Genomic DNA, 24,863 nt, shown 5'->3' with positions numbered 1-24,863 from the left:
GTCCTCCTCATTGCCGGACCGTTGCCTGACATCGTGTAATGCGTGATACACGTCTCACTACCCCCGAACGGGGGTGCGCCGCGCGGAAGGGGCGAGTTCGTGGCATTGGATCCCTCGGATTCCGTCGATAGGGGTTTGTCCGGCCGGGCGGACATGCGCGGCGCGCTGAACCGGCTGCGCCAGGCCACCGGGCTGCCGCTCGCTTTCGCGGGGCTGATCGAGCCCGGGCCCGGGCAACTGCGCATCAGCGAACTCCAGGGCAGCCGGACGACCGCGCTTCAAGGCCTGGCGGTGCGCTCCGGGAACGGTCTCGGCGGCAAGACGGTCGCCCTGGCCCGCCCGTGCTGGGTGACCGACTACTCCGTCTCACGCCAGATCAGCCACGAGTACGACGCCGCGGTCGCCGCCGAGGGCATCCGCTCCGTCCTCGCGGTCCCCGTCGTCGTACGGCGGCAAGTGCGCGGGGTGCTGTACGGCGCCCTGCGCGCGGCCCAGCCGCTGGGCGACCGCACGGTCGGCGCGGCGCTGGAGGCGGCGCGGGACATGGAGCAGGCGCTGGTGGTGCGGGACGAGGCGCGAAGCCTGCTGGCCGCGACACGGGCCACCGTCGAACACGAGGGGGCGCCCGGTGTGTGGGAGGAGGTCCGGGAGGCGCACGGGGCGCTGCGCGCGCTCGCCCCACGCATCGACGATCCGGAGCTGCGGGCGGAGCTGCTCCAGGTCTGCGGCCGCCTGGCCGGCGTGGCCGGCGGGAAGAGCGTCGGGCCCGGCTCCCCCGACGGCGTCGCCCTGACGCCGCGCGAGACGGACGTACTGACCTGTATCGCGACGGGTGCGACCAACGCGGTCGCCGCGGATCGCCTGGGCCTGCGCCCTGAGACGGTGAAGGCCTATCTGCGCTCGGTCATGCGGAAGCTCGGGGCTCACACCCGTTTGGAGGCGGTCGTGGCTGCTCGCCGAGCGGGGCTGTTGCCGTAGCGCTCCGCTGGAGGCCGGGGTCGTGGATCTGCCGGTCCGGTGGGGGCTGGTCGCACGGTTCCCCGCGCCCCTCGGGGGCCGCGGCTGCGGTCCACCGGCGCCCATTCATGTAACTGGCGTGTGAATTTTCCTATGCCGTACCCTTCCTGTTATTTCCCTCACCAGGGTTACGTTCCGAAATTCAAAGCCTGGACGCCTAATATTGGCCCGGACACGACACTCGAGGGGAGCGGTGGCCCGTGCGACGGGAGTTCAAGGAGCCTGGGAGACCCCGCCCCGACCTGGTCATAGGCAGGGAGGAGCTGTTCGCGGGCGCGCGCGAGCAGTTGTCGCGCGGCGGCAGTGTGCTGGTGCACGGCTCCGCCGGCATCGGTAAATCGACCGTCCTGCGCGCGCTGGCCGCGGAATTCGACGAAACGGCACGGACGGTGCTGCGCTGCTCGGCCACCGAGTCCGAGTCGCATCTGCCGTTCCTCGCCCTGACCGATCTGCTCGGTCTGGTCGTGGACGAGGTGTCCGACCAGCTGCCCGCCCCGCAGCGCACCGCGCTCGAATCCGCGCTCACCGGCCGTGGTGAGTCGACGCTCCAGCGCGACGGGCTCGCCCTGCGGCTCGCCGTCCTGTCGACCCTGCGCGCGCTGGCCGCCAAGGGCCCGGTGCTGATCGTCGCGGACGACCTCCAGTGGCTGGATCCGGCCAGTGTCGAGCTGCTCGGGTTCGCCGCGCGGCGGCTCGGCGAGATGCCGGTGCGCATGCTGTGCGCCGTACGTACCTCGACGGACCCCCATGGTCACGAGCAGGACAGATATCTACGCGCGTCCCCTCCCGACACCCTCGCCCTCCGGGTCACTCCGCTCTCCAGGACGCACGTCGCCGACCTGCTGGAGAACCGCGGCTACACCGGTCTGCCCCGCTCGACCGTGCGGGACATCCACCACACCAGCGGCGGCAATCCGCTCTTCGCGCTGGAGCTGGGCCGCGCCCTCGCCGACAGCCCGACCCCGCCGCGCCCGGGCGAGCCGCTGCCCGTGCCGACCTCGCTGCGGACCCTGGTCCTGAACCGGCTCGACATGCTCTCGGCGGAGGCCCGCCACACCCTGCTCGTCGCCTGCTCCGGTGCCCGGCCCACGGTGGCCCTGCTGCGCGCCGCCGGGCGGGAGAACGCCGAGGCGGAGACCGCGCAGGCCGTCGAGCTGGGGCTGCTCGCGCCGGAGCGGGAGGGGCCGGGCGTGCGGTTCGCGCACCCCCTGGTGTCGGCCGCGCTGTACGCCGAGGCCACCGCCCAGGAGCGGCGGGCCGCCCACGCCGCGCTGTCCACCGCCGCCGTCGACCCCATCGAGCGGGCCCGGCATCTGGCGCTGGCCACCCAGGGCACCGATCCGCAGGTCGCCGGCCAGCTGGGCGAGGCCGCGGCCGTGGCCCGGGACCGGGGGGCGCCGTCGGTCGCCGCCGAGCTGGGGCTGCTCTCGGCCCGGCACACCCCGGCGGACGCGACACCCGGCCCGGACGAGCGGCGGCTGCAGGCCGCCGAGGACGCGCTGACCGCCGGGGAGAACGATCTCGGCCGGGACATCGCCCGCGAGGTGCTGAGCCGCGCCACCGAGCCCGCCGAGCGGGTCCGGGCCTGGATGGTGGTGATCGACGCGGCCGGGCAGTCCCTCGCCGAGGTCGACGCCGTCTATCCGGAGGTCCTCGCCGACGCGGGCGACGACCCACGGCTGCTCGCCCTCGTCCGCTATCAGCTCGCCTGGCGGGCGCTGGTCCTCGAAGGCGACTTCGCCGAGGGCAGGGAGGAGGCCGCGCGGGCGGCGGAGCTGGCCGCGCGGGCCGACGACCGGCGCACCGAGCTCCTCGCGCTCGCCTTCCAGGCGCAGGCCGAGATCCTGATGGGGCACCCTGACGCGCCCATGACGATCAAGCGGGCCCTGAGGGAGCCGCAGGATCCGCAGCTGGCGTGCCACCACAACGGGGCGGGCGCGACCCGCTTCCGCTGGCTGATGATGAGCGACCAGCTCGGCGAGGCCCGGGCGACGATCACCTCGCTGCTGCGTGAGGTGCGCCGGCGCGGCATGGTCGAGAGCGAGGTGCACTACGTGCGCTTCCTCGCCGAGACCGAGCTGCGCTCCGGGCACTGCGGCCGGGCCCTCGACCTCGCCCGTGAGGGCTATGTCCTCGCCCGGGACTCCGGCATCGGCGAGGGCGCCTCCGCCATGCTCACCTCGCTCGCGGAGGCCGCCGGCGGTGACGTGGAGCGGGCCCAGGCCCTCGCCCGCGAGGCCGCCGAGCACGCGGAGCAGGACGGCGACCTGATGTACCTCTCCCGCGCCCTGGGCGCCCTCGGGCACGCCCGGCTGGTGGCCGGGGACGCGTCCGGGACGGTTCAATCCCTGCGCCGGGTGCGGGAGTTGGAGGAGGGGCTCGGGGTCACCGACCCCGCGCGCGGCCGCTGGCACGGCGATCTCGCCGAAGCCCTGGTACGGGTGGGCGAGTTGGCCGAGGCGCAGGACGTCATCGACGTCACCCGGCAGCAGGCGCTGCGGCTCGGGCGGGAGAGCGTACTCGCCGTCCTCGACCGGGCCGAGGCGCTGGTGCGCGCGGCACAGGGCGAACAGGACGCCGCCGTACGGCAGTTGACATCGGCGCAGGACCGGCTCGCCAAGCTGGGCTACGGCCTGGAGGAGGCGCGGGCCGCGTACGCCCTGGCCGGTCTGCGCACCCTCCCGCAGGCGCACGGCCTCGCCCGGCCAGGAGGGACGTCCGCCACGGCCTCGTACGACGAGGCGTCCCGGCTGTTCCGCCGCTGTCGTGCCCTGCCATGGCTGCGTCAGGTGGAGCAGGCCACGGTCGCCCCGGCGCCCCCGCAGCAGCCCGCGATCGCGCCGTCGGCACTGGACGCCCTCGCCGTGCTCGCGGCGACGGAACGCCAGGTCGCGGAGCTGGTGATGGAGGGCGCGACCAACCGGGAGATCGCCGGCCGGCTGTACATCAGCGTGAAGACGGTCGAGGCGACACTCACGCGGGTCTACCGGAAGCTGGGCATCCGGTCGCGTGTGGACATCGTGCGTCTGGCGGCGGGACACCGTACGAACTGACCTCCCCCGGGACCGGCTGACGAGCCCCTTCCGGGGCCTGTGTCCTGTGCGCGCAGCGACCTTGCGGGTCCAGCCTAGGCTCAAACCCCGGCCCGGGTCATCGAGGGTTTTCCCTCCCCAACTCCCTTAGGGGGATCCCCCCTTGGGAGGGGATCACTCCGGCTCATAGTTTTTGTGCCGTGCCGCACGCCAGGGCACACAGACCGGCCCGCCGCCCCGCTCGGCTCCCCCGAGCGGGGCGGCACCGCGGGCTCTGTGCACTCCCCCCACCCGCGCGTCCCCCACCGGCAATCCCATGAGGAGAACCATGTTCGGGTTCAACCTGGCCAAGAAGTCGATGGTCGCCGCCGCGGCCACCGCTGCCGCCGCCGCTGCCGCGCTGCTCACCGCGCCCGGCGCCGTCGCCGCTCCCCAGCCCATCGTCGGCGGTACGACCACCACCGCGAGCGCGTACCCGTACGTCATGCAGATCACGAACGCCTCGCAGAGCCAGTTCTGTGGCGGCACCCTCGTGTCTCCCACCAAGGTGATCACCGCCGCCCACTGCATGGTCGGCAGAACCACCTCCAACACCCGCGTGGTCGGTGGCCGCACCTACCGCAACGGCACGAACGGCACCGTCAGCACGCTCAGCAAGATCTGGATCCACCCGAGCTACAACAGCTCCACCATGACCAGCGACGTGGCCGTACTGACGCTCGCGGTCGCGCAGCCGTACACCACGGCCTCGTACGTCTCCGCCTCGCAGACCGGGGTCTACGCGGCCGGCACCACCGCCCGCATCATCGGCTGGGGCACCACCTCCTCGGGCGGCTCCTCCTCCAACCAGCTGCGCACCGCGACCGTGCCGGTCGTGGCCGACTCGGTCTGCGGCAGCTCCAGCTCCTACGGCTCCGAGTTCGTCGCGAGCTCGATGGTTTGCGCCGGTTACTCCTCCGGCGGCGTTGACACCTGCCAGGGCGACAGCGGCGGTCCCCTGATGATCGGGGGCGTCCTGGCAGGCATAGTTTCCTGGGGTTACGGCTGCGCCGACGCGCAGTACCCCGGTATCTACACCCGGCTGACCACCTTCTCGAACACGGTGGCCGCGCAGATCGCCTCGTAGTCGAGGGACGACGCGCCGACAGACTCCTGAGGTACTCCCTCAGGATCTACCAGGGGGCGTTGCGAACCTGCCACGAGCGGTTCGCAGCGCCCCCTTCCAACGTCCGTGCGTATTACGGGCGTTGGGACCTACGGGCTCTGCGGGCTCTGCGGGCTCTACGGGGCGACAGTGCCGAAGCGGATGTCGTACGAACCGTCGCCGTGGAGGACGGTGAGGGTGCGCTCCGCCTCCTGGAGAAGCCCCTCCCGCTGTCCCGGGGTGAGCCTTCCGAACGGCTCAAGGGTGAGGGCGTCCCCCTCGAGCTTCCAGATGCCCGCCAGGAAACCGTCGACGAGGAAGGTGCGGTACGCCTGATTCCCTTTCCAGCTACGGCCCTTGAGGTCCGGCGGCACCACGCGGGAGCGGTCGGCGTGGGAGAGGAGCAGGTTGTCGAACTCCGGGAGCAGGCGGGGCGGGGCCGGGGTGGCAGGGTCGGGGCGGGGCGCGTCGGGGAGGTCGAAGAGTTCGACGCCACTGTCGTCGCGGAAGGTGAGCAGCTCCGGGCGCAGCCCCTCGAAGGCCTCGCGCAGCCGGGTCAGCCCGGCCCAGGTCTGCATGTCCTTGACGGAGGCGGGCCCGAAGGCGGCGAGATAGCGCCGGACGACGGTCTCGGGTGGCGGGGCCGGTTCGGCGGGGCGGCCGAGCCAGTGTTCGGCGGTGGTCAGGGCGACCTGACCGCTCCTCCCCCACAGGCCGCGCGGGGTGACCTGGACGAGCGGCAGCCGGCAGCGCGCGGCGATACCGAGGGCGAACGGGTCGGCGTCCGGCCACTCGACGAGCAGGGCTTCGCGCAGCTGCTTCAGGGTGCGCGGCTCGGCCTCCACGAGTTCCCGCGCGACGGCCGCGAGCCGGTCGAGATCGACCCCGACGAGCCCCTTGCGGAACTGGTGCAACTCCCGCTCCCGGGCCGGCTGCACCAGGGGTCGCAGCGTGAGGCAGTCGTCGGCCGTGTGGGTGTGGATCGTGGACCGCATGGTGACGATGCGGACGACGGCCCGGTCGGCCATGAGCGTCGACAGCTGCTCCGGCGCGAAGCGGTCCAGGCGGGCGGCGAGCGCGTAGTAGGGCGGTTGCACGTTCTGCGCCTGGAGCCCGAGGAGGTGCTGGACGGCGTCGTACGCGGACATGGGCGGGGTCGTCGATCCAGCGGCGGACCGGGTCGGCGTCGCCGGTCCAGCCGCAGACCCGGCCGGTGTCGCCGGCCCGCCGACGGGCTCGGTCTCTGCGGACACGGGCGCCCGGTGCAGGAGGAACTGGCGGGCCAGGGTCGCGCGGTTGAGGGCGCGGGTGCCGATCCGGGGCGCGGTCCGGGTCGCTTTGTTCGCCGTCGCCTTGTTCGCCGTCGCCTTGTTCGCCGTCGCCTTGTTCGCCGTCGCCTTGTTCGCCATGCTGCGCACGCTAGTGCCCCGGCAGGCAGTTCGCCCCGTCGCGACGCCCGGCACACTCCCCCACTGCCTTGAGGGATCACGGACAGGTTCCGTCCTCGACGAGACCGTTTCCGTCCCCATTCCCTCCATCCCTCACCGACTCCCGCGGGGTTTGCCCCGTATATCCTGCTCGGTGATCACCCAGTCGTACGCGCAACCCGGAAGGCATCCGCGATGGCCGATCGACGCGCCCGCCCGGCCGCCTCGAAGAGCTCCAGGAAGTCCGCCTGGCGCCGCGCCCTGACCCCTCCGTCGACGCCACCCGCCGAGCCCGCGGCGCCGAGCCCGGTACCGGCGGCTCCGGCCACGGCCGAGCGGGCGGCCAGCGTCGTCCAGGCGGCCCTGTACCAGGACGGCGTACGCGTCTCCTCCCCCACCACGCTCGCCGAGACCTATCGCGAGCTGCGGAAGGCGCCGGCCGGGATGGCGTGGATCGGGCTGGCCCGCCCGACGGAGGGCGAACTCCTTTCCCTGGCCGCCGAGTTCGACCTTCACCCGCTCGCCGTCGAGGACGCGATGGAGGCCCATCAGCGCCCCAAGCTGGAGCGCTACGGCGACACCCTCTTCGTCGTCCTGCGCGCCGCCCGCTACCTCGACGCGTCCGAGGAGGTCGACTTCGGCGAGCTGCACGTCTTCGTGGGGCCCGACTTCGTCATCACGGTCCGCCATGGCGCGGCCCCCGACCTCTCGGCCGTCCGCCGCCGCATGGAGGAGACCCCGGAGCTGCTGAAACTCGGCCCCGAGGCGGTCCTCTACGCCATCCTCGACGCGGTGGTCGACGGCTATGTGCCCGTCGTCACCGGCGTCCAGAACGACGTCGACGAGATCGAGACGGAGGTCTTCCGCGGCGACCCGGAAGTCTCCCGCCGCATCTACGAACTCTCCCGCGAAATGGTCGAGTTCCAGCGCGCCACCCGCCCCCTCGTCGGCATGCTCCACGGCCTCATGGCCGGCTTCGCCAAGTACGAGACGGACGAGGAACTCCAGCGCTACCTCCGCGACGTCGCCGACCACGTCACCCACACCAGCGAACGCGTCGACACCTTCCGCCAGGCCCTCTCCGACATCCTCACGGTCAACGCCACCCTCGTCACCCAGCAACAGAACGCGGAAATGCGTGCGCTGGCGGAGGCGGGCTTCGAACAGAACGAGGAGATCAAGAAGATTTCGTCTTGGGCCGCCATTTTGTTCGCTCCGACGCTGGTCGGGACGATCTACGGGATGAACTTCGCGCACATGCCGGAGTTGCGCTGGGTGTTCGGATACCCCTTCGCGATCGTCCTGATGGCTGTGGTTTGCGCTAGTTTGTACATCATCTTCAAGCGGCGAGATTGGCTCTGAGTAATCACCGAGGACGCGCCTGCTCCGCAGGTCGGAGGCACCCGATGGTGGGCGTCTCGAACGCATCTGAGGGCGCTGGGGAGAATCTGGGGAGAATGAAACGCGCTCCGCTTCGCGGCTTCCTCCCCCGCTGGGGCGCCAGCCTCGATCAGCAGTGCCGCAGCCTCAGCCATCGGGACCACTGATTGTCACGCAGAGTGATCGACCTACGGGCAGCGGAACGCCCAGGAGGGGCGCAGTATCACTGCGCCCCTCCTTCTGTGGCCTTGGGAAACCGTTTCCTCTACGCAGCCGCGGCGGCCTCGGAAGACGCGCCCAGCAGGGCGTCGATGGCACTGCGCCCCTTACTGCCGGCCTCGGGCATGAAGTGTGCGTAGTAGTCCAGAGTGATGGTCGGGCTCGAGTGGCCGAGCCAGCGGGCCAGGGTGACGACGGACTCGCCCGCTTCGAGGATGACCGAGGCGTACGTGTGCCGGAGCACGTGGAAGCCGTCCTTGCGGGACGCCATCCAGCGCTCGCCCTTCTTCCGCATGGGGATGACCCCGGCGGCCGCCAAGGCAGGCTTCCACACCTCGACGTTGAAGATGTTCGCGCGGATGGCGTTGCCGTACGTCGTGGTGAGGATGAGCGGGATTTCTCCCGATCCGGCTCCGGTCCGCCCCACGGCAACTCGACCTCGACGGCGGGGAACTCCATGAAGTACTCGGCCAGCGCCGAAGCGACCGACGGCGGCATGTCGACTACTCGAGTCTTGCCTCCCTTGGGGAGGGTGAAGTAGAGGCGCCCGTGGAGGAGTTGTACCTGTCGACGGACACGTATGACCCCACGGGCGAAGTCGACGTCCTCTGGCGACAGCCCGAACACTTCACCCTGCCGTAGCCCGCAGCCCAGCGCGATCACGACCGCGATGCGATAGCGCGCGTTGATCGCGTCCCGCACCCGCTGCGCGGTCTCCAGCGGCCAAGCTTCCCTCTGGTCCTCCGGCACCTTGAGCTGTCCCTAGTTTCGTAGAGTCCGCAGATCTTGTCTCAGGCGGACTGCGGGGTGGCTTCCTGCCGTCGCCACCAGTCGCGTTCGTACTCGGCCGGCGGGACGTAGTCGAGGGCGGAGTGGAGCCGTTCTTCGTTGTACCAGGTGACCCACTGGAAGATCGCCCGCTCGACCTGGTCGAAGTCCTTCCAGGGGCCTTGCATCTCGATCAGCTCGGCCTTGAACGTGCCGTTAAGGGCCTCGGCCATCGCGTTGTCGTAGCTGTCCGCAACCGAGCCGACCGACGCGGCAGCGCCGATCTCGACGAGCCGGTCGGTGTACCGAACGGACACGTATTGCTCAGGTTCAAGGAGTCGTCGCAACACTTCCGCTTTGTGCTGATAGTAGGTGACTGTCGAGAGCCTCGGCGGGCGTCTTCCAGCCAAGGGTCTTGCGGGGTCGGCTGTTGAGGGCCGCAGCGACGGCCGCGAGGTCCTGGCGGGAGTGCCTGCCGAGATCGGTGCCCTTCGGGAAGTACTGCCGCAGCAGGCCGTTGGTGTTCGCGTTCGTTCCTCGCTGCCAGGGGCTGTGCGGGTCGGCGAAGTAGATCTCCAGACCTGTGTCGATACGGAGCTGGGCGTGTTGCGCCAGCTCCGAACCCTGGCCCCAGGTCAGGGACTTGCGGAGCTGGGCGGGCAGGTCGGTGATCGCCTCCGCGAGAGCTTCCCGTACGGCCTCGGCTCCGTGACCGGCCAGCGCGGGACCGTTCTTGGCCCGTGGGCCGCCATGGCCGGGCATGGGCGGCAGATGCAGCAGCATCGTGAACCTGCTGGTGCGTTCCACCAGGGTGCCGATAGCGGAGCTGTTGAGGCCGATGATGAGTCGGGTAGCGGGGACGCATTGCTGCGTCCCCGCCCCCTCAGAACCGTGCAAGCAGCTGTTCACCGCACACGGCTCAAGCAAGCCTCAGGGGCTCGCGGTCAGGAGAAGGTGCAGGATTCGTCAGTCCGGCGGCTCCATCCGCCGTTGACAGAGGGTGTGAAGGAGACGGAGCCGTTGATCGCCCGGTGAGCCGCCGCCTGGGAAAGCGATGTACTGCTTGGAGATCGCCTTCCTGATGACGGCCCGCCACGCTTCCCACTCCTGAGGGCTTCGCAGCGGGTGGTCGGCGTGCAACAGAAGCCCTCGACAGATCGGGCAACGACCTTGCTGTGCCTGGAGAAGGCGCACGGCCATGCCGTCGACCGGTGGAGGCGGTCCCTTGCGACGCCGTTCGGCCCAGTACGACTCCAGCGCCGGGTCGTCGGGAGACGCCCTGCCCTTGACCAACTGGTGCCGGACGATCTTCGTCCAGGAGAACTTGAGCAGGTAGGCGCCGCTATCGCGGTCGCCGAACACCCACCGGTCCTTCCTGGACTTGTTGAACCGGCCGAAGTACTTGTCGGATATCCAGTGCTTCGGCTTGTTCGGGTGGCTGTGCTTGGCCCACTTGTAAGCGAGCTTCCACATGTGATTGTCCAGCGCGGTGAAGATCTCGCTGGACACCACCGTCCGGTAGTAGGCAGACCAACCCCTCACGATCGGGTTGATCTTCTTGAGCACCGCTCCCGCGTTGGCCCCTCGCAGGGCGAGCATCTCGGCACTCAGCCGTTCCCGGATCCGTCGTTGAGCCGCTGTGCCCGGCTTGATCAGCAACTTGCCGTGATAGCGGCGGACGTTGAACCCCAGGAAATCGAACCCGCTCTCTGCGTGGACAATGCGTGTCTTGTCCTCGTGGAAGGCGAGCCCTCTGGGCGTCAGCCATGTGGTCAGCCGTTCCTTGACCTGTTCGGCCTGTTCACGGCTGGTGCACATCGCGACAAAATCATCTGTGTACCTCACCAGCACGGGGCTCCCGCTCTGCGCGCTTCCGGCGTCTCTGCCGGTCGTGTAGTAGCGGACCCCTGCGGCTTCCTCCATCCCGTGCAGGGCCACATTGAAGAGCAACGGGCTGATCACTCCGCCTTGCGGAGTCCCCGCTTCGGTCCGGGCGAACCGACCTCGATCCACCGCCCCGGCCTTCAGCCACTGCCGGACCAGTCCCCGGGCGGGGAACGTGCCGAGCGCGGCCATCAGCCGTTCATGGTCGATCCGGTCGAACGCCGCCGTCAGATCCGCGTCGAGCACCCACACATGCTGCGGGTTCTTCCCGTTGAGCGTGGAGTAGATGGCCCCGATCGCATCGTGACAACCGCGGCCGGGCCGGAAGCCGTACGACTTCGGCTCGAACCGCGCTTCCCACTCGGGTTCCAGTGCACCAAGTGCCACAGCTTGCAGGCACCGGTCAACGATCACGGGAATCCCGAGTCCGCGCTTCTTCGTCGTCCCTGGCTTGGGGTTGAACACCCGCTTGACGGGCTTGGGAATCCACGGCCGGGCACGGTGCTGGACCCAGTCGGCCAGTACGGCCTTGGACTGGGACATCAGCACCACCTTCCCGTCGACTCCCGCCGTCGCGCGTCCCGCATTGATCTCCGTGACCCGCCGCACGCTCAGGAGCGTGTTCGACCGGGACCGGAGCATCAGCTTCTGCAAGTTGCGGACCTTCTTCAGGACCCCTGCCTGCGATGCCGTGAAGATTCTCTGCCGCAGACGCCGTACGTCTTCCTCGGCCCGGCGCCAGTCGATCGACGCCCAGTCCAGGTCTTCGTCCTCGGGTCCGTTCACCGTCGCGACGGCGGGCGGGACGGTCGAGACCGCTCCGGCCGTGTCCGTCATGGTGTCCAACTTGCCCCTCGGTTCCGTCGCCCTTCTCCAGTGAGTCCGCACAGGCTCACCTGGCCCACGTCAGCACCCTTTCGAGTCCGGGCAGCACACCCGTATCCGGACGGTTATGCGGGGCGACCGGCGGAGAGGCCGGCCATCGTGCCCCGGGTTCCCGTTTCCTTTTCGGCTTCCGGCATTGGCTTCTTGGGCCATCCTGTTCCCGCTGGGGAGTTGAGCCTTCCTCACGGTCGGCCGACCTGGCCACGACGGCCCGGGCCCCAACGGGGTTTCCACGTTCCACACGAATGAGATACGACCGGGGTGGGTGCTCTCTTTACCCCGAGGCGGCGGTGTCCACCTGACCGGAGTGACCTCTGCCGGCCAGCGCCTGCCGCTTCTCAGCAGCCAGCCATGCACCCCGCTGGAACTTCCCATCGGCGGAGCTTGGGATCACGAGGCATCATCGGGAGTTCATGTGACTTCACCCGTCCGGTCTTCCCCTTGCCGGTAACTCCCGGATGGAACGGGAGTCCTTGGGCTTTCCCCTGAGCTTCGCACCACGCCGTTACCGGCGTCGCACGTCAAGGGCGGGGACGGGGCATACGGACACAGACCCGTGACTGCACCTACGGCCCCACCTTCAGCCGCCTCTCCAATCGGTCAGTCCACTCAAATTCGTGCAACTTCGTGTCGCACGGTCACCTTCCCAGTGCCCGGGAACCGCCCGGTCTTCCGCCTCGGCGGGCCGCTGGCTGATCAGCACCTCCTCGGTCACGAACTTCTTCCCCCGGCCGGCGGTCCGGGCCCGGGGCACCCGCAGTGCCCGGCCGGTGCGCAGGCAGGCGACGAGCTCACGCTTCAGCGCGCCACGGCCCTGGATGTAGAGGGCCTGATAGATCGCCTCGTGCGAGATGCGCATGGACTCATCATCGGGGAAGTCGGCCGTCAGCCGGTGGGAGATCTGCTGCGGACTCCACGAGGTGGCCCAACGGCGGTCCTGGCGCCTGGGCTTGTTCCGTCCCTTCCACCGCGGAGCCGTGGGTCCCGGCACCGGCGTGCCGTCCGGGTGACGGAGCTCTCCGGCAAGGCGGTCCTGAACGTACTCGCGCAGCCGCTCGTTGCCGGCCAGCTTGGACGTCTTCGGCCACTGCGCGGCCAGTTCGGTCTTCCACTGCGCGACCGAGGCCCGGTAGGTGAGCTGCCCGCAGCGCGTGGCGGCGTTGCGCCGCAGTTCCCGCGAGATCGTTGACGGGTCCCTGCCCAGCTGGCGGGCGATCTCACGGACCCCGGCATCCTGGGCCTTCAGCAGCGCAATGTCCTCGCGCTCCTCGAAGTCGAGGACGACGTTCTCCCCGGCTTGCCCGATCAGGTAACAGTGGGCGGCGGCGAGGAACAGCGCGGTGACTAGCGCGATTGGCCCCGTTGCAGACCCGCCCGCCGCGACGGCTTCGATCATGTCTCCGACGAGAAAGGGCTGAAAGCAGGATGGCGGTGGCCTGCCAGACCGAGCAGCGACCGCCGACAACGGACGATCATGGATGTGTTCACTGCCTGCCTCTGCCGACCGCAGTCGCGATCGACAAGGCGACGACGAATGTGGTGGTGAACGACGTCGCGCGACTTGCTGCCACCAGTGGCCCCTTCCTCGTACCGGTGCGGTTGAGGGTGGTGCCGTTCACGAGTCCTTGATGTAGACGCTCACGAACATCGGCCCCTGGGGTGTGTAGGGGGACGAGTCCCAGTCGGCATATCGGCCGTCGGGCGTGAGCCCGGCAGCAGCGGCGTAGGCGTCGACCTCCTCGGGCGCGGTGAGACGGCTCAGCTCCGTGCCGACCCGTGAGGTGCCGTTCGCTTCGAACCAGATGTGCGAGCACTGCCACAGGTTGCGCTCGGGGAACAGCGTCGAGTGGGTCTGCAGACCGGTGCCGGGCTCGGGATAGGGAACGAAATACGTCATCCGCTCCTGTCCTGCGTGGAAGGCGAGTACACCGGGCTTGTTGTGCGTCTCCACCACGAGTACACCACCGGGCGCAAGCCGTTCAGCCGCACGACTGACCGCTCGTTGCTGGTCGGTGGGGTCGAGCAACATGGACAGAGTCCCGCACACGCAATAGATCAGCCCGTACTGACAGTCGTCGGCGTAGGTGCGGATGTCGCCGCGCACCGCCTCGACGTCGGCTCCCGTGGCCGCTACCTCCTTCTCCAGCGCCGAGAGCATCTCCAGGGAGGAGTCCACACCCACGACCCGGCCAACCTCGTGGGAAAGCGGGACGGCGATGCGGCCAGTTCCCACGCCCAGTTCGAGGGTACCGAGTCCGGGGTCCGGGTGGAGGGACACCAGATGCTTCGCCGTCTTATCGGCCAGGCCATCCCTTGGAAAGAGCCGGTCGTACCATCCGTCGAATTGGCGACCGTAACCGATATCATCGATGTCCGTCACGCTGTTTCTCTCCTTCTCGCCGCCCCGTCGACGGATGATTACTTCTATACGTACACAAACGTATTGCTCATGACCGGTACCTAGGTACGTGAAGAGACGTTGTTGGTGTGTGCGCGTCCAGCCCGCTGTCGGGCGCGGGGACGGGCGGAGGCGGAGTCCGGATCCATCGGCGTATACGGGGAGACGAAAATCATCTCCGGGGTCGTGGAAGTGTCGTAGCCGGTGGCGCGGGCCAGAGCGAACTGGAACCCCTTTACGCCGCCCGCCGCTTCGCCAGTTATCCGCTCCCTCAGATGGCCGACGATGACCCCGTAACCCGGGGTACGGACCACCGTGGAAAAGCCCCTCTCGAGGAGCCCCAGAATCTCGCTGCAGATGTCAACCACAGCCTTCTCGGACCGCCTGCTGGGGAACCAGGCGATCTGCCGGAACCGCCGTCCTTCTATCACGTCGACCGCCTGCCACAGTGACGTCTCGCCAGCGTTGTTCAGCGTGCGATAGAAGAAGTGATAGTCGTGCATCGATGGTTCCGGGGCGAAGAACCGCCAGTTCGGCAGCAGCGAGAACGTATCCTTGAGCTGTAGTCGGTTAAACATCGGATTCGGGTGCTGCGCGGCGAGGGTGCCGACCAGCATCGCCGCACCGGCGATCCGCGCGATTGCTCCGGGACCGGTGAAGGCGCTCTTCAGAGGCTGCTTCACTGCCCTACCTCCTCAACGACGCACACCCGCGATGTCGCGTGTGACTCGGCCTGGTCCAGGAATTCGATGATCCGGCGGCCGACCTCAGTGGCGAACCGGGCACCGGTCAACAGCGAATCGTGGTCGGCACCCTCGAGCACGACTTTCTCCACGCTGTGTCCCTGGCCGCGATGCGCCTCGGCGATCTCGTTGTGCATCAGCAACTGCTCCGGGTCACGATCGATTGTCTGCTGCGCAGAGATCACCAGAGCGTGGGAGTCAACGACGGGCAACTTCCCGTCGAAGGCCCGGAACTCCTCCTCGACGGCAGCCCACTCACGACGACCGGCAGCCCAGAAGCGGGCGTCGGTGTACTGAGCGAACACCCGGGTACGGCAGTTGGCGGGCAGTTCCTCGAGCCAGTCGGGCTGTGCCATGAGGATGCCCAGGCCGACGTTGAGGGACCGCACCAGTGTGTTCATGCCATCGGCGATGCGTTCGGTCGCCTCGCTCTGCTGGTGCGACCGGTTCAGCTCGCCGGGGTGAGAGGAGTCCAGGTAGATGATGCTGTGGAGCCGCTCCCCGAGGGCGACGGCGGCGCGGCGTGCCAGTTCACCACCGAGCGAGTGTCCGACCAGCACGACAGTGCGTCCTTCCGGGACAACCCCACGGACCAGGTCGACCAGGTCGTCGACCGACTCGGCCAGGTGATAGGAGGATGCGCTCCGACGCCTGCTTCCGGCGTATCCGGCGCGGGCGTACGTGACCACGCCGTAGCCGCTGTCCCGGGCGACCTTCTCCGTGATCCACCCGAAATGCTCGGACGTTGAGACGAGCCCGGTGACGAAGACGAGGACCGGCAGGCTCTCGTCGTCTCCCTCGCTCATCTCGTACTGGAGTTGATTGCCATGGCGTGTGGTCAGCCAGCGGGAGTGCGGCCAGCCTTCGAGCGCGCGCATTCGCCGCTGGACCGCGACCACACCGGCCACCGAGGCTGCTCCGGCCAGCAGTACGGCACCCACCTGCAGGACGCGGTCGTCACGGCCGGCTACCGACGGGTGCGTCCTCGGGGCCGAGGTGTAGGCGACCATGGGGTGCATGGAGGTGAACGCGGTGACGAACCGGCCCAACCCCATGACTAGGCCGTTCGCCAGATGGAAGGTTGCCGCACTGGCGATCATTGGCCGAGCGAGTCTGCCGCCGGCCAGATAGACCACAGGGAAGAAGCACTCGAGCGCGAGCACACCGTGGGTCAGGTACTTCGCCACCCGCGGATACTTCTGCGTGAGTTCGTAGATGGGTTGGTGGCCGTACGTTTTTGTCCGCATGACACCGCCCAGAGCGGTGGCGTCCTTCCATGCCTTGCCCATCAGTTTCACCCAGCCGGATACGAAATACGAGGCGTTGGCCTGCAGCGCCACGTACCACATGAGGGCGTCCTGGGTCTGCGGGCGGGCGGAAAAGCGAGCCAGGCCGGTGGCCGTCTGCACCAGAATCGAGACCTGGTCGGAGCCGTCCGTCCCATAGCGGTGCCGCGGATGGAGCGCTGCGGTGGTGGCGCCGAGGAAGATGTTGCCCGCCCCGCGCCAACGGCTGCTGCCGGGCAGCAGCATTCCGGCGCTGACCACAGCCCGAGCCGCATGCAGCGTCAGGGTGGTTTTCTCCTCGCTAATGATGTCGAGAAGCTTGCGGGTGACGGGCGTCGACCGGCCGTGAACACCCCGGGCCGTCGGCCAGTGGTTCAGTCCGCCGGGCTGCGTCTGCTTGCGCTGGTTTAGATACTCCAATGAGGCCGTCAGCGTGGTGACGGCGGACAGGCGCTCCGAGACACCGATGGCACGCGACCTGGTCACGGGGATCGGGCCTGTCAGCGCGGATAAGAGCCTTTTCAGCGGCTTCATGAGGCCTCCCAAACCCACATCTGTGAGCTCGTTTTCTTCAATGAACGGATTGCACGGCTCTGCCGAGCCAGACCCTGCTCTCTGTCTGGCTCGGCAGAGTTCTGTGCGCCGGGCTCGGGCGGGCCAGGCGCTCCCGCCCGGACGGGCCCCGGCCTCGAAGGCACCGACCACGGCGCAGGACACCACCACGCCTCCGAGGAAGGCGCCCGGCGTCGCGGGCACCGGAGTGACGCCCGGGATGAGCAGCTCTCAGAGGCGTACATCTCTGTCGCCGCCACGATGGTCGCGGTCGCCGGCACAGGGCCGCTCTGATCCGTCAGTACGGTGCCATCAGCCTGCTCGATCGCGACCTCGTCGAGCCGCACATCGTCGTTCAGGACGCCAAGATTTCCTGCACGGCTCTTTCCACACCCAGGCAGGGATGGTCCGGCACCGAGTCACTGGAACGATTCAGCCGAAGAGTCCCACAGCGCGGGTGGCCGTGACGGTGGCGACGACAACGGCCGGAGTCGCCAGCACGGGACCACCCAGTTCCACCAGCACGGTGCCCTCGGCCTGCTCGATCGCAACGTCGTCGAGCCGCACATCATCGTTCAGATATGCCGTGATTTCCTTCATGATTTCCCCTTCACACTTCTTGTCGCATCGGACGGAATTCTTTACACGACTTCCCCTGGACAGTCGAGGACCCGGCCGACAATAAAGTCGGCAGCGAGAGCAGCCACAACCGGGCCCTGACCAAGAAATATACTTCGGGAAGCACGCTGTGGAATTGTGCGGGAGTGACCGCCGGGCGCCCGGCAACCCCTGGAGGGAAATAGAAGCACCACCTGGAGCGGTGCGATATGACATAGATCACACCGGGAAACGGAATCCGCAATTCAAGGCTATTGAATTTGTCATGCTGATCCATGACATTTGTCAGGCGAAGCCATGAGGGACCTCATCGGGCGACGTAGGTGGCGGACTGGATGATGGGCCCACGATTCCCACCCGCCCTGTGACCGAGGTCACAGACTTCCCAGCGGCGGCACGGCGCCAAAGAACGCCGGGAGGCTGCTTCGACGCGGTTTGCGGAGTCCCATTCCCCCGGTGGGCTCTATGTGTGACCCCCTGGCCCTTCCTCCTGTCTTTTGCTATTGATCCGAAACGGTCGGTGTTCTGGGTCGTTGATCCCTGCGTGAGTGAACTGGTGGGGGACGCACGGCAGTTGTCGCCGTCGGCGCAGGAGGCGCTTCGACTTCGGGCGGTGGCCGCGTTGGTGGCGGGCCGGACTCGCGAGGATGTCGCGGCGGTGCTCCAGGTCTCGCTCAAGGCGGTGGACAATTGGTGGGCGAAGTGGCTGGCAGGCGGCCGCGAGGCACTGGTGGCCCGGCCGCGCGGGCGGCGGGTCGGCGAACATCAGGTTCTCGATGCGATCGAGCAGCAGGCGATCCGGCAGGCCGTACTGGACCACCGTCCCTGTGACCTGGGGCTGGCTGGGCAGCTGTGGACCCGCGCCGGGGTAGGGGATCTGATCGCGAAGCTGTACCGGGTGCGGCTGACCGAGCAGGGCGTGGGCAAGTACCTGCGCCGCTGGGGCCTGTCCTTCCAGCGCCCGGACAAGCGGGCCGTGGAGCAGGACGCGGAAGCGGTCCGCGTCTAGTGCTGTGACCGCATTGGTTCGCCGGGTGGGCCTTCGGAGCGGTTGGATGGCGACGTTCGTTCCGATCGCTGGAGGTGTGGTGGCCGAGCTTGTGCGGGTGCGCCGATTGACCGATCAGGAAGGGCAGAAGCTGCAGCAGATCGTCCGCCGGGGCAGTACCAGCTCGGTGCGCTACCGGCGGGCGATGATGCTGCTGGCGTCCGCCGGCGGGAACCGGGTCCCGGTGATCGCGCAGCTGGTCCAGGCCGACGAGGACACCGTCCGGGATGTGATCCACCGCTTCAACGAGATCGGCCTGGCCTGTCTGGACCCTCGGTGGGCGGGAGGCCGTCCCCGCCAACTCAGCCCTGACGACGAGGACTTTGTCGTCCAGACGGCCACCACCCGCCCGACCAAGCTCGGCCAGCCCTTCACCCGCTGGTCGGTCCGCAAACTCGCCGCCTACCTGCGCCGCGTACACGGACGCGTCATCCGCATCGGCCGTGAAGCCTTACGATGCCTGCTCCTGCGCCGCGGCATCACCTTCCAGCGCACCAAGACCTGGAAGGAGTCGCCCGACCCCGACCGTGACGCCAAGCTCGACCGCATCGAAGAGGTGCTGGAACGCTTCCCGGACCGGGTCTTCGCCTTCGACGAGTTCGGCCCCCTCGGGATCCGGCCCACCGCAGGCTCCTGCTGGGCGAAGCAGGGCAGGCCCGACCGCCTGCCGGCGACCTACCGCCGCACCCACGGCGTCACCTACTTCCACGGCTGCTACTCCGTCGGCGACGACCGTCTGTGGGGAGTGAACCGCCGACGCAAGGGCACCGCCAACAGCCTGGCCGCGCTGAAGTCGATCCGCGCCGCCCGCCCCGACGGCGCCCCGATCTACATCATTCTGGACAACCTCTCCGCCCATACCGGAGCGGACATCCGCCGCTGGGCGAAGAAGAACAAGGTCGAGCTGTGCTTCACCCCGACCTACGCCTCCTGGGCCAACCCGATCGAGGCGCACTTCGGCCCGCTGCGGCAGTTCACCCTGGCCAACTCCCACCACCGCAGCCACCCCGCACAGACCCGCGCCCTGCACGCCTACCTGCGCTGGCGCAACGCCAACGCCCGCCATCCCGACGTCCTGGCCGCCCAGCGCAAGGAACGCGCCCGCATCCGCAGCGAGAAGGGCATTCGCTGGGGCGGACGCCCCCTGACGGCCGCAGCCTGATCCAGACCGGCGAAGACTGGACACGCCTGCGAAGGCTCGGATCGGTGCGGTAGGAACCGGTTTGCCGCCGGCCCTTCTCCGCAGCGCAGCCAAAAATCTCTTGCGGAGTCGTCTGAGCACTCGATACCCAGCATCGAGACGACAAGGAGCACAGGATGACGATGCGTCTGGGTTCATTGAACGAGTTCTGCTGGATGGACCTCAAAACCCGTGACTTAGCCGGCACCGCCACCTTCTTCTCGAAGACGCTGGGCTGGCGCTTCGCGGTGGACGAGAAGGACTGGCGAAAGGCCACCAAGATAGCCATCGACGGTCACCTGATCGGCAGCGTGAGCGACCTGGCGAACCCGGTCTACCCACCGGGAATACCCGCCCATATCGCCTATTATCTGGCAGTCGACAACGTCGATCGCCGTGCCGAAGCGGCGACGGTGAACGGCGCTCGTCTTGTCGTGCCTCCCTTCGACGCGGGCGATCAGGGGCGAATGGCGACATTGATCGATCCAGTAGGTGCCGCCTTCTCCCTCTGGCAGCCACGCAACTTCACCGGATGGAAGTTCCCGTCCCACTTGGCAGGTGCCCCGCACCGCATGGTCCTGACGTGCGACCAGCCTGAGAAAGCCCGGCACTTTTACGACAAGACGACGGGGACCCCTCTGAACTGCGCCGATTTCATCGCCACACGTGGACCCAGTGCATCCGCCCCGCAGTGGGAACTTGCGGTCGACGTCGAGGATCCGGACAGCGTCGTCGCCCGCGCACACGATCACGGCCAAGACCCGGCCACCTGGTCCGAGGAAACCGGTCGTCGTGTTGTGCGGTTGAGCAGCCCAGAGGGACTGACATTCCTGGTCCGCTGCCTTGAGCAGTGACGATCAGGCGGTGGTCGCAGCCTGGCCCAACCCGGCGGCCCTATGCGGTCAGAGCACTAGCGGGAGGAGACCTGGCCGGCGATCCACGCGAAGGCGAAGGCCGAGGGTGGTGAGGTGCTCTTCGCCGACCAGGTCGGCATCCGCTCCGACCAGGTCACCGGCCGCACCTGGGGTGCCAAGGGGTGCACCCCGGTCGTGCGCCGCACAGGCAACCGCTTCTCCGTCAACGCGATGTCCGCGATCAGTACGAAGGGCCGGATGCACTTCATGGTGTTCACCGAGACCTTCGACGCCGACGTCATGTGCCGCTTCCTGGAGCGGCTCGCAGGCCACTTCGACCGCAAGGTCCACCTCGTCCTGGACGGTCACTCCGCGCACCGCTCCCGCAAGGTCCGCGCCTGGGTCGCCGATCACCCCGACCGCATCGAACTGCACTTCCTGCCGTCGTACTCGCCGGAGCTGAACCCCGACGAACTGGTCAACGCCGACCTCAAGACGGAGCCTTCCCATGCACAGCCGGGCCCGCAACCCAGGGCGGCGTCGTTCAGACGGTGTATCCGGGTTGATGGGGCTTCAGGAGCTGGGGCAGACCGCGGGGTGGTCGCCGGGGCTGACGCGGAGGCAGGCACAACTTCCGGTGATCATGAGGTGTCGAGTCCCTGATCACCACGACGGAAGACCGTGCCTGCCCGCTCATCCTCGCTCATCCCGGGCCCTTGGGGTCAACTCACCGGCGCCGTACCGACCGCCCCCGATGACCTCTCCGGCCTGCTGACCTGCCTGGCTCAGGTGCCCGATCCCCGGCGGGGCCCGGGCCAACGCCCCCCGCTCGCCTTCGTCCTGTCCCTAACGGCGTGCACGGTCCTGGCCGGAGCGAAGTCCCTGGCCGCGATCGCGGAGTGGGCCGCCGACGCCCCGCCGCACGTCCTGGCCCGGCTCGGTGGCCCGTGCCAGGAGCCGGACCGCGGCCCCGTCGCCCCGTCGCCCCGTCGCCCCGTCGCCCCGGCCGAGGCCACCGTGCGCCGTATCCTCCAGCGCATCGACGGCGACGCGCTGGATACGGCCGTCGGAAGTTGGCTCGCCGGGCGCGAACGCGCCGCCGGCCAGGAGGTAAACAACAGCGACCAGCCTCTACCTTCCCTCGCCGTGGACGGCAAGACCGTGCGCGGTGCCCGCCGCACCGACGGCACCCAGGTCCACCTGCTCGCCGCGATGACGGGGACCGGCCTGGTCACCGCCCAGCGCGAGGGGGACGGCAAGACCAACGAGATCACCGTCTTCCAGCCCCTGCTTGCCCCGCTCGACCTGCACGGCACGGTGGTCACCTTCGACGCCCTCCACTCGCAGACCGCCCACGCGCGCTTCCTCGTCGAGGACAAGCACGCCCACTACATCGCGCTGATCAAGGGCAACCAGCCCACCCTGCACCGGTGGCTGAAGGCCCTGCCATGGCGGGAGGTGCCACTCCTGGACAAGACGCGGGCCACCGCGCACGGCCGCGACGAGATCCGCCGGATCAAAGCCACCGCCGTCACCGGGATCGCGTTCCCCCACGCGGTGCAGGCCGTCCAGATCGTGCGCCGCCGACGGGTCGTCACCACCGGCAAGGTCACCCTGGAACGCGTCTACGGGGTGACCGACCTGACCGCGGAGCAGGCCGACGCAACCGAGATCGCCCGCCGCGTCCGCGACCACTGGGGCATCGAGAACAAGATCCACCACGTCAGGGACACCACGTACGCCGAGGACGCCTCCCGCGTACGCACCGGCACCGCTCCACGTGCCATGGCATCCCTGCACAACCTGGCCATCGGCGCTCTCCGACTCGCCGACCAGACGAACATCGCCGCTGGACTCCGCCACCACACCCGCGACGCCAACCGTCCACTGATCACCCTCGGCATCATGTGATCAACCAGGACACGTCACCTGAACAACGCGGCCCTGGCCCGCGACCAAGCCCAACTCGCCGCCGAGACCCGCAGGTTCTTCCACCGCCGCCAACGGCAGCCACACATCGTCCGCGGCTACTTCGGCGGCCCACACGTCCGCTACACCCTCGAATAGAACCGATTGAGTTTCGGATCAATAAGCCCCTCACCGGAAAGCTCAAGGAAAGGCCTGTCTCCGCTCCAATATTGTGGGCCCTGGTGACCGCGTTCGTCGCACGAACGGTAATCGTTACAGCCGTCCTGGCGCACAAGACCGGTCATAGCGGCAACTGGGTGGTCTGACCGAGGAGGTCATCGTGCTCTCCGCCGTACTCGTGCTGCACCGCCTCGGCTGGCCCCCGAGGCCTACGCAGTGGGCTACTACCGCATGTTGGTCGCAGCCCCGTTTGGCCGTCCTCAATGCCACAAGCGCGCGTACGACGGTGTCGGCGAAGGCGGCCTGGGCGATCTCCACAGCTTCGCTGGTGGAACTGGCACTGCGGCCGGATCGATGTGACCGACGACGACAAAGTCACCGTCGTCGATCCGGCACCGCTCGGCGAGCCCGAACTCGCCGGCATTTTCGGCCGTGCCAAGCCGGGCAGGACGAAGGGCTGGATCCACCACCTGGAGAAGGGCGCGGCGGCAGGGGCGAGCAGCGGTTCGACTCGGTCGTTCTCCGGCGTGCCACCCCGGACGAGGTATGGCGAGCCCGGCGGCCCTGCCGCACGGAGCGAAACTGCACCGACTGGCCTTCCAGATTCCAACGCGCGCACGGCCGAGACACATATGGCGTCACGCTCACACGGGCAGTGGTCCGCCACGGCGGTTCGCCATGTCGTGGAGGCATCGGAGGACGCGCCGACAGCGATCGTCGCGGTGGTGGTCGCGACAGCGGTAATGGACAGCTGACTGCAGGGATCTGGGCCGGGAGGTCCGCGACAACTGCCGTGCGTCCCCCACCAGTTCACTCACGCAGGGATCAACGACCCAGAACACCGACCGTTTCGGATCAATAGCCGCTGTTGAGTGCCTGGGTAAACGGAAGGTCATTGATCCGGTCATCTTGGTCGGGCCCCCTGCCTTGCTGCGGCCGTCGTGCAGTCCGTCGTCATCACTGCTGCCTTCCCAGCGGCTCCACGCACGTCCCCTCGTCTCACCTGACTTTCCTCGGGCTACTGCTCGCCATGCAACTCTGCCTTGGCAGCTGCTGTGTAAGCATCGCGTGCAGCATGTGCGAGACGGGGGTGAGCCGCATCCACGCATGGACCCTGGTGCCACTGCGGGTTGCGCACCGCTCCCGGGCCGCGTCGCCATCACCGTTCCATCCTTCCCCGAGCCTCTGCCAGCATTGCCCGTCGCAAGCATGTTTCTCGCCAATCTCGTAGATACCCAGTCGACTATGCAGCCCCTTTTCGGGTTACCTCTTGGTTGGAGGCGGTGGATGTGGCGGCTTGGTTTCACGGAAACAGGAGAGGACTCAACGACGTCCGGCGATCGAAGCAACAGATTGGGTGAAATCTCTCACGGCTGCCCTGAAATCGGAATTTATCGCCCACATGGGAGGCGAGAGGAAAACGAGGAGGTTCAAATCCCGACAAAGGGCCCCAGGAGAAGATAAACGCCGCGTTCAACCCCGAAGTAGTTCTCCGATAAAAGACGAGCTAGCAGGTACGCGGGCCCTGTTGCGGGCTGCCGTTGCCCGATACGTCGTGGCTGATGAGAGTCTCACCCCAGCCCTGTCGGAGGACCTGCGAAGGCAAGTTAGATTAGTTCAGCAACCTACGAATCCAATGCGTATACCAGGGCAACTGCAGCACAGTCCGCCGCCAGCGATACCTACCGGCCCCCTCTCATTCGCCCCCTTCGTGAAAGATTTATTTCATGCCCATTAGAATGCTCTTAGCCGACGACGAGAAGCTGATCCTAGAGGCCCTCTCCGTCTTACTCGCCATGCAGGATGATCTCGAAGTTGTGGCGGTGGCTGAGAATGGACTTAAAGCAGTAGAACTTGCCAAGATGTGCGTCCCTGATATTTGCGTTCTAGATCTGAGAATGCCCGGTGCAGATGGAATCTCAGTTATCAAAAATCTGCGACGCACCCACCCCACTATTCGTTGCATCATTATTACATCGAATGCGAAGCACGGTCACTTGAAACAAGCAATGACAGCCGGAGCCCGGGGCTTCGTTTCTAAAGGGACGTCGGCGGAAGAACTCGCACACATTATCAGGATGGTGTACGGAGGGGCTCGTTACGTCGACCCGGATGTGATGGCCGATGTAATCTCAGTTGAAGAATCTCCCTTGACCCGACGGGAAACGGACATCCTCACGCTGGCAGCGGACGGGGCTCCGATCGACGAGGTGGCGCAGCGTGCGGTCCTGGCTCCCGGAACGGTACGCAACTACCTTTCGAGCATCACCGTCAAATTAAAAGTGGCAAACCGCCATGAAGCTGCCCATGTCGCGCGGCAGCACGGATGGATCTGATCCA

Annotated in this window: 19 protein-coding genes and 3 pseudogenes; 11 read left to right on the top strand and 11 right to left on the bottom strand. The window is 68.0% G+C overall.

The genetic code is table 11. The annotated features are described in order from the left end of the window. Nucleotides 1-99 precede the first annotated feature (99 nt). From JIX55_RS39930 to JIX55_RS39920, 3 genes are all read left to right on the top strand, one after another. The gene (locus tag JIX55_RS39930; RefSeq protein WP_443046638.1) at nucleotides 100-978 is read left to right on the top strand and encodes a response regulator transcription factor; all 879 of its coding nucleotides are present in this window, start codon (nucleotides 100-102) and stop codon (nucleotides 976-978) included. Between the two features lie 239 nt (nucleotides 979-1,217). Further along, entirely contained in the window at nucleotides 1,218-4,070 is a 2,853-nt protein-coding gene (locus JIX55_RS39925) for a helix-turn-helix transcriptional regulator (RefSeq protein WP_257568079.1), read from the top strand. Nucleotides 4,071-4,377: 307 nt separating this feature from the next. Beyond that, entirely contained in the window at nucleotides 4,378-5,175 is a 798-nt protein-coding gene (locus JIX55_RS39920; RefSeq protein WP_257568078.1) for a S1 family serine peptidase, read from the top strand. A gap of 155 nt (nucleotides 5,176-5,330) precedes the next feature. Here the strand turns inward: JIX55_RS39920 and JIX55_RS39915 are convergent, their stop codons facing one another. Next, a complete protein-coding gene (locus JIX55_RS39915) occupies nucleotides 5,331-6,602 on the bottom strand; it encodes a winged helix DNA-binding domain-containing protein (protein WP_257568077.1) in 1,272 nt (423 codons plus the stop codon). Between the two features lie 213 nt (nucleotides 6,603-6,815). Between JIX55_RS39915 and JIX55_RS39910 the strand changes: the two genes are divergently transcribed. Then, the gene (locus tag JIX55_RS39910; protein ID WP_257568076.1) at nucleotides 6,816-7,982 is read left to right on the top strand and encodes a magnesium and cobalt transport protein CorA; all 1,167 of its coding nucleotides are present in this window, start codon (nucleotides 6,816-6,818) and stop codon (nucleotides 7,980-7,982) included. Between the two features lie 283 nt (nucleotides 7,983-8,265). Here JIX55_RS39910 and JIX55_RS39905 read toward each other — a convergent pair whose 3' ends face one another. The 10 genes and pseudogenes from JIX55_RS39905 to JIX55_RS39860 form a co-directional block, all read right to left on the bottom strand. Next, nucleotides 8,266-8,646, bottom strand: coding sequence for a tyrosine-type recombinase/integrase (locus JIX55_RS39905; protein WP_257568075.1), 381 nt, complete (start codon nucleotides 8,644-8,646; stop codon nucleotides 8,266-8,268). Between the two features lie 95 nt (nucleotides 8,647-8,741). Further along, a pseudogene (locus JIX55_RS39900) lies at nucleotides 8,742-8,882 on the bottom strand (tyrosine-type recombinase/integrase); the annotation flags it as partial. A gap of 128 nt (nucleotides 8,883-9,010) precedes the next feature. After that, nucleotides 9,011-9,304, bottom strand: coding sequence for an integrase core domain-containing protein (locus JIX55_RS39895; protein ID WP_257568074.1), 294 nt, complete (start codon nucleotides 9,302-9,304; stop codon nucleotides 9,011-9,013). Between the two features lie 13 nt (nucleotides 9,305-9,317). Further along, a pseudogene (locus JIX55_RS39890) lies at nucleotides 9,318-9,833 on the bottom strand (IS30 family transposase); the annotation flags it as partial. Between the two features lie 120 nt (nucleotides 9,834-9,953). Beyond that, nucleotides 9,954-11,708, bottom strand: a complete 1,755-nt coding sequence (gene ltrA, locus JIX55_RS39885) for a group II intron reverse transcriptase/maturase (RefSeq protein WP_257568073.1) — start codon at nucleotides 11,706-11,708, stop codon at nucleotides 9,954-9,956. Nucleotides 11,709-12,393: 685 nt separating this feature from the next. Then, a pseudogene (locus JIX55_RS39880) lies at nucleotides 12,394-13,266 on the bottom strand (helix-turn-helix domain-containing protein); the annotation flags it as partial. A 105-nt stretch (nucleotides 13,267-13,371) separates the two neighbouring features. After that, on the bottom strand, nucleotides 13,372-14,034 hold the full coding sequence (locus JIX55_RS39875; protein ID WP_306820134.1) for a class I SAM-dependent methyltransferase: 663 nt from the start codon (nucleotides 14,032-14,034) through the stop codon (nucleotides 13,372-13,374). 182 nt (nucleotides 14,035-14,216) lie between these two features. Then, entirely contained in the window at nucleotides 14,217-14,837 is a 621-nt protein-coding gene (locus tag JIX55_RS39870) for a hypothetical protein (protein ID WP_257568072.1), read from the bottom strand. Beyond that, a complete protein-coding gene (locus JIX55_RS39865) occupies nucleotides 14,834-16,939 on the bottom strand; it encodes an alpha/beta fold hydrolase (protein WP_257568071.1) in 2,106 nt (701 codons plus the stop codon). The genes JIX55_RS39870 and JIX55_RS39865 overlap by 4 nt, the downstream gene beginning before the upstream one ends. A gap of 228 nt (nucleotides 16,940-17,167) precedes the next feature. Further along, entirely contained in the window at nucleotides 17,168-17,335 is a 168-nt protein-coding gene (locus JIX55_RS39860; RefSeq protein ID WP_257568070.1) for a hypothetical protein, read from the bottom strand. Nucleotides 17,336-17,897: 562 nt separating this feature from the next. On the opposite strand from JIX55_RS39860, the gene JIX55_RS39855 reads away from it, so the two are divergent. From JIX55_RS39855 to JIX55_RS39820, 7 genes are all read left to right on the top strand, one after another. Further along, on the top strand, nucleotides 17,898-18,362 hold the full coding sequence (locus JIX55_RS39855) for a winged helix-turn-helix domain-containing protein (RefSeq protein ID WP_443046636.1): 465 nt from the start codon (nucleotides 17,898-17,900) through the stop codon (nucleotides 18,360-18,362). A gap of 79 nt (nucleotides 18,363-18,441) precedes the next feature. Then, complete coding sequence (locus JIX55_RS39850; RefSeq protein WP_306820080.1) at nucleotides 18,442-19,563, top strand: IS630 family transposase; 1,122 nt, start codon at nucleotides 18,442-18,444, stop codon at nucleotides 19,561-19,563. A 155-nt stretch (nucleotides 19,564-19,718) separates the two neighbouring features. Beyond that, nucleotides 19,719-20,435, top strand: coding sequence for a VOC family protein (locus JIX55_RS39845; protein ID WP_257568068.1), 717 nt, complete (start codon nucleotides 19,719-19,721; stop codon nucleotides 20,433-20,435). Between the two features lie 114 nt (nucleotides 20,436-20,549). After that, entirely contained in the window at nucleotides 20,550-21,098 is a 549-nt protein-coding gene (locus JIX55_RS39840) for an IS630 family transposase (RefSeq protein WP_443046635.1), read from the top strand. A gap of 18 nt (nucleotides 21,099-21,116) precedes the next feature. Next, entirely contained in the window at nucleotides 21,117-22,346 is a 1,230-nt protein-coding gene (locus JIX55_RS39835; RefSeq protein ID WP_257568067.1) for an ISAs1 family transposase, read from the top strand. 533 nt (nucleotides 22,347-22,879) lie between these two features. Beyond that, the gene (locus tag JIX55_RS39825; RefSeq protein ID WP_257568066.1) at nucleotides 22,880-23,278 is read left to right on the top strand and encodes a hypothetical protein; all 399 of its coding nucleotides are present in this window, start codon (nucleotides 22,880-22,882) and stop codon (nucleotides 23,276-23,278) included. Nucleotides 23,279-24,262: 984 nt separating this feature from the next. Continuing rightward, on the top strand, nucleotides 24,263-24,859 hold the full coding sequence (locus tag JIX55_RS39820) for a response regulator transcription factor (protein WP_257568065.1): 597 nt from the start codon (nucleotides 24,263-24,265) through the stop codon (nucleotides 24,857-24,859). The last annotated feature ends 4 nt before the right edge of the window (nucleotides 24,860-24,863 follow it).

The sequence above is a fragment of the Streptomyces sp. DSM 40750 genome (assembly GCF_024612035.1).
In the GTDB taxonomy this organism is placed as follows: Bacteria; Actinomycetota; Actinomycetes; order Streptomycetales; family Streptomycetaceae; genus Streptomyces.
This window is presented reverse-complemented; position numbering and strand designations above follow the sequence as displayed.

Excerpts from the sequence above, each read along its gene's own strand:
- JIX55_RS39920 (WP_257568078.1), top strand. The coding sequence starts at position 4,378 with ATGTTCGGGTTCAACCTGGCCAAGAAGTCGATGGTCGCCGCCGCGGCC.
- JIX55_RS39915 (WP_257568077.1), bottom strand. The coding sequence starts at position 6,602 with ATGGCGAACAAGGCGACGGCGAACAAGGCGACGGCGAACAAGGCGACG.
- JIX55_RS39910 (WP_257568076.1), top strand. The coding sequence starts at position 6,816 with ATGGCCGATCGACGCGCCCGCCCGGCCGCCTCGAAGAGCTCCAGGAAG.
- ltrA (WP_257568073.1), bottom strand. The coding sequence starts at position 11,708 with ATGACGGACACGGCCGGAGCGGTCTCGACCGTCCCGCCCGCCGTCGCG.
- JIX55_RS39860 (WP_257568070.1), bottom strand. The coding sequence starts at position 17,335 with ATGAAGGAAATCACGGCATATCTGAACGATGATGTGCGGCTCGACGAC.
- JIX55_RS39845 (WP_257568068.1), top strand. The coding sequence starts at position 19,719 with ATGACGATGCGTCTGGGTTCATTGAACGAGTTCTGCTGGATGGACCTC.
- JIX55_RS39820 (WP_257568065.1), top strand. The coding sequence starts at position 24,263 with ATGCTCTTAGCCGACGACGAGAAGCTGATCCTAGAGGCCCTCTCCGTC.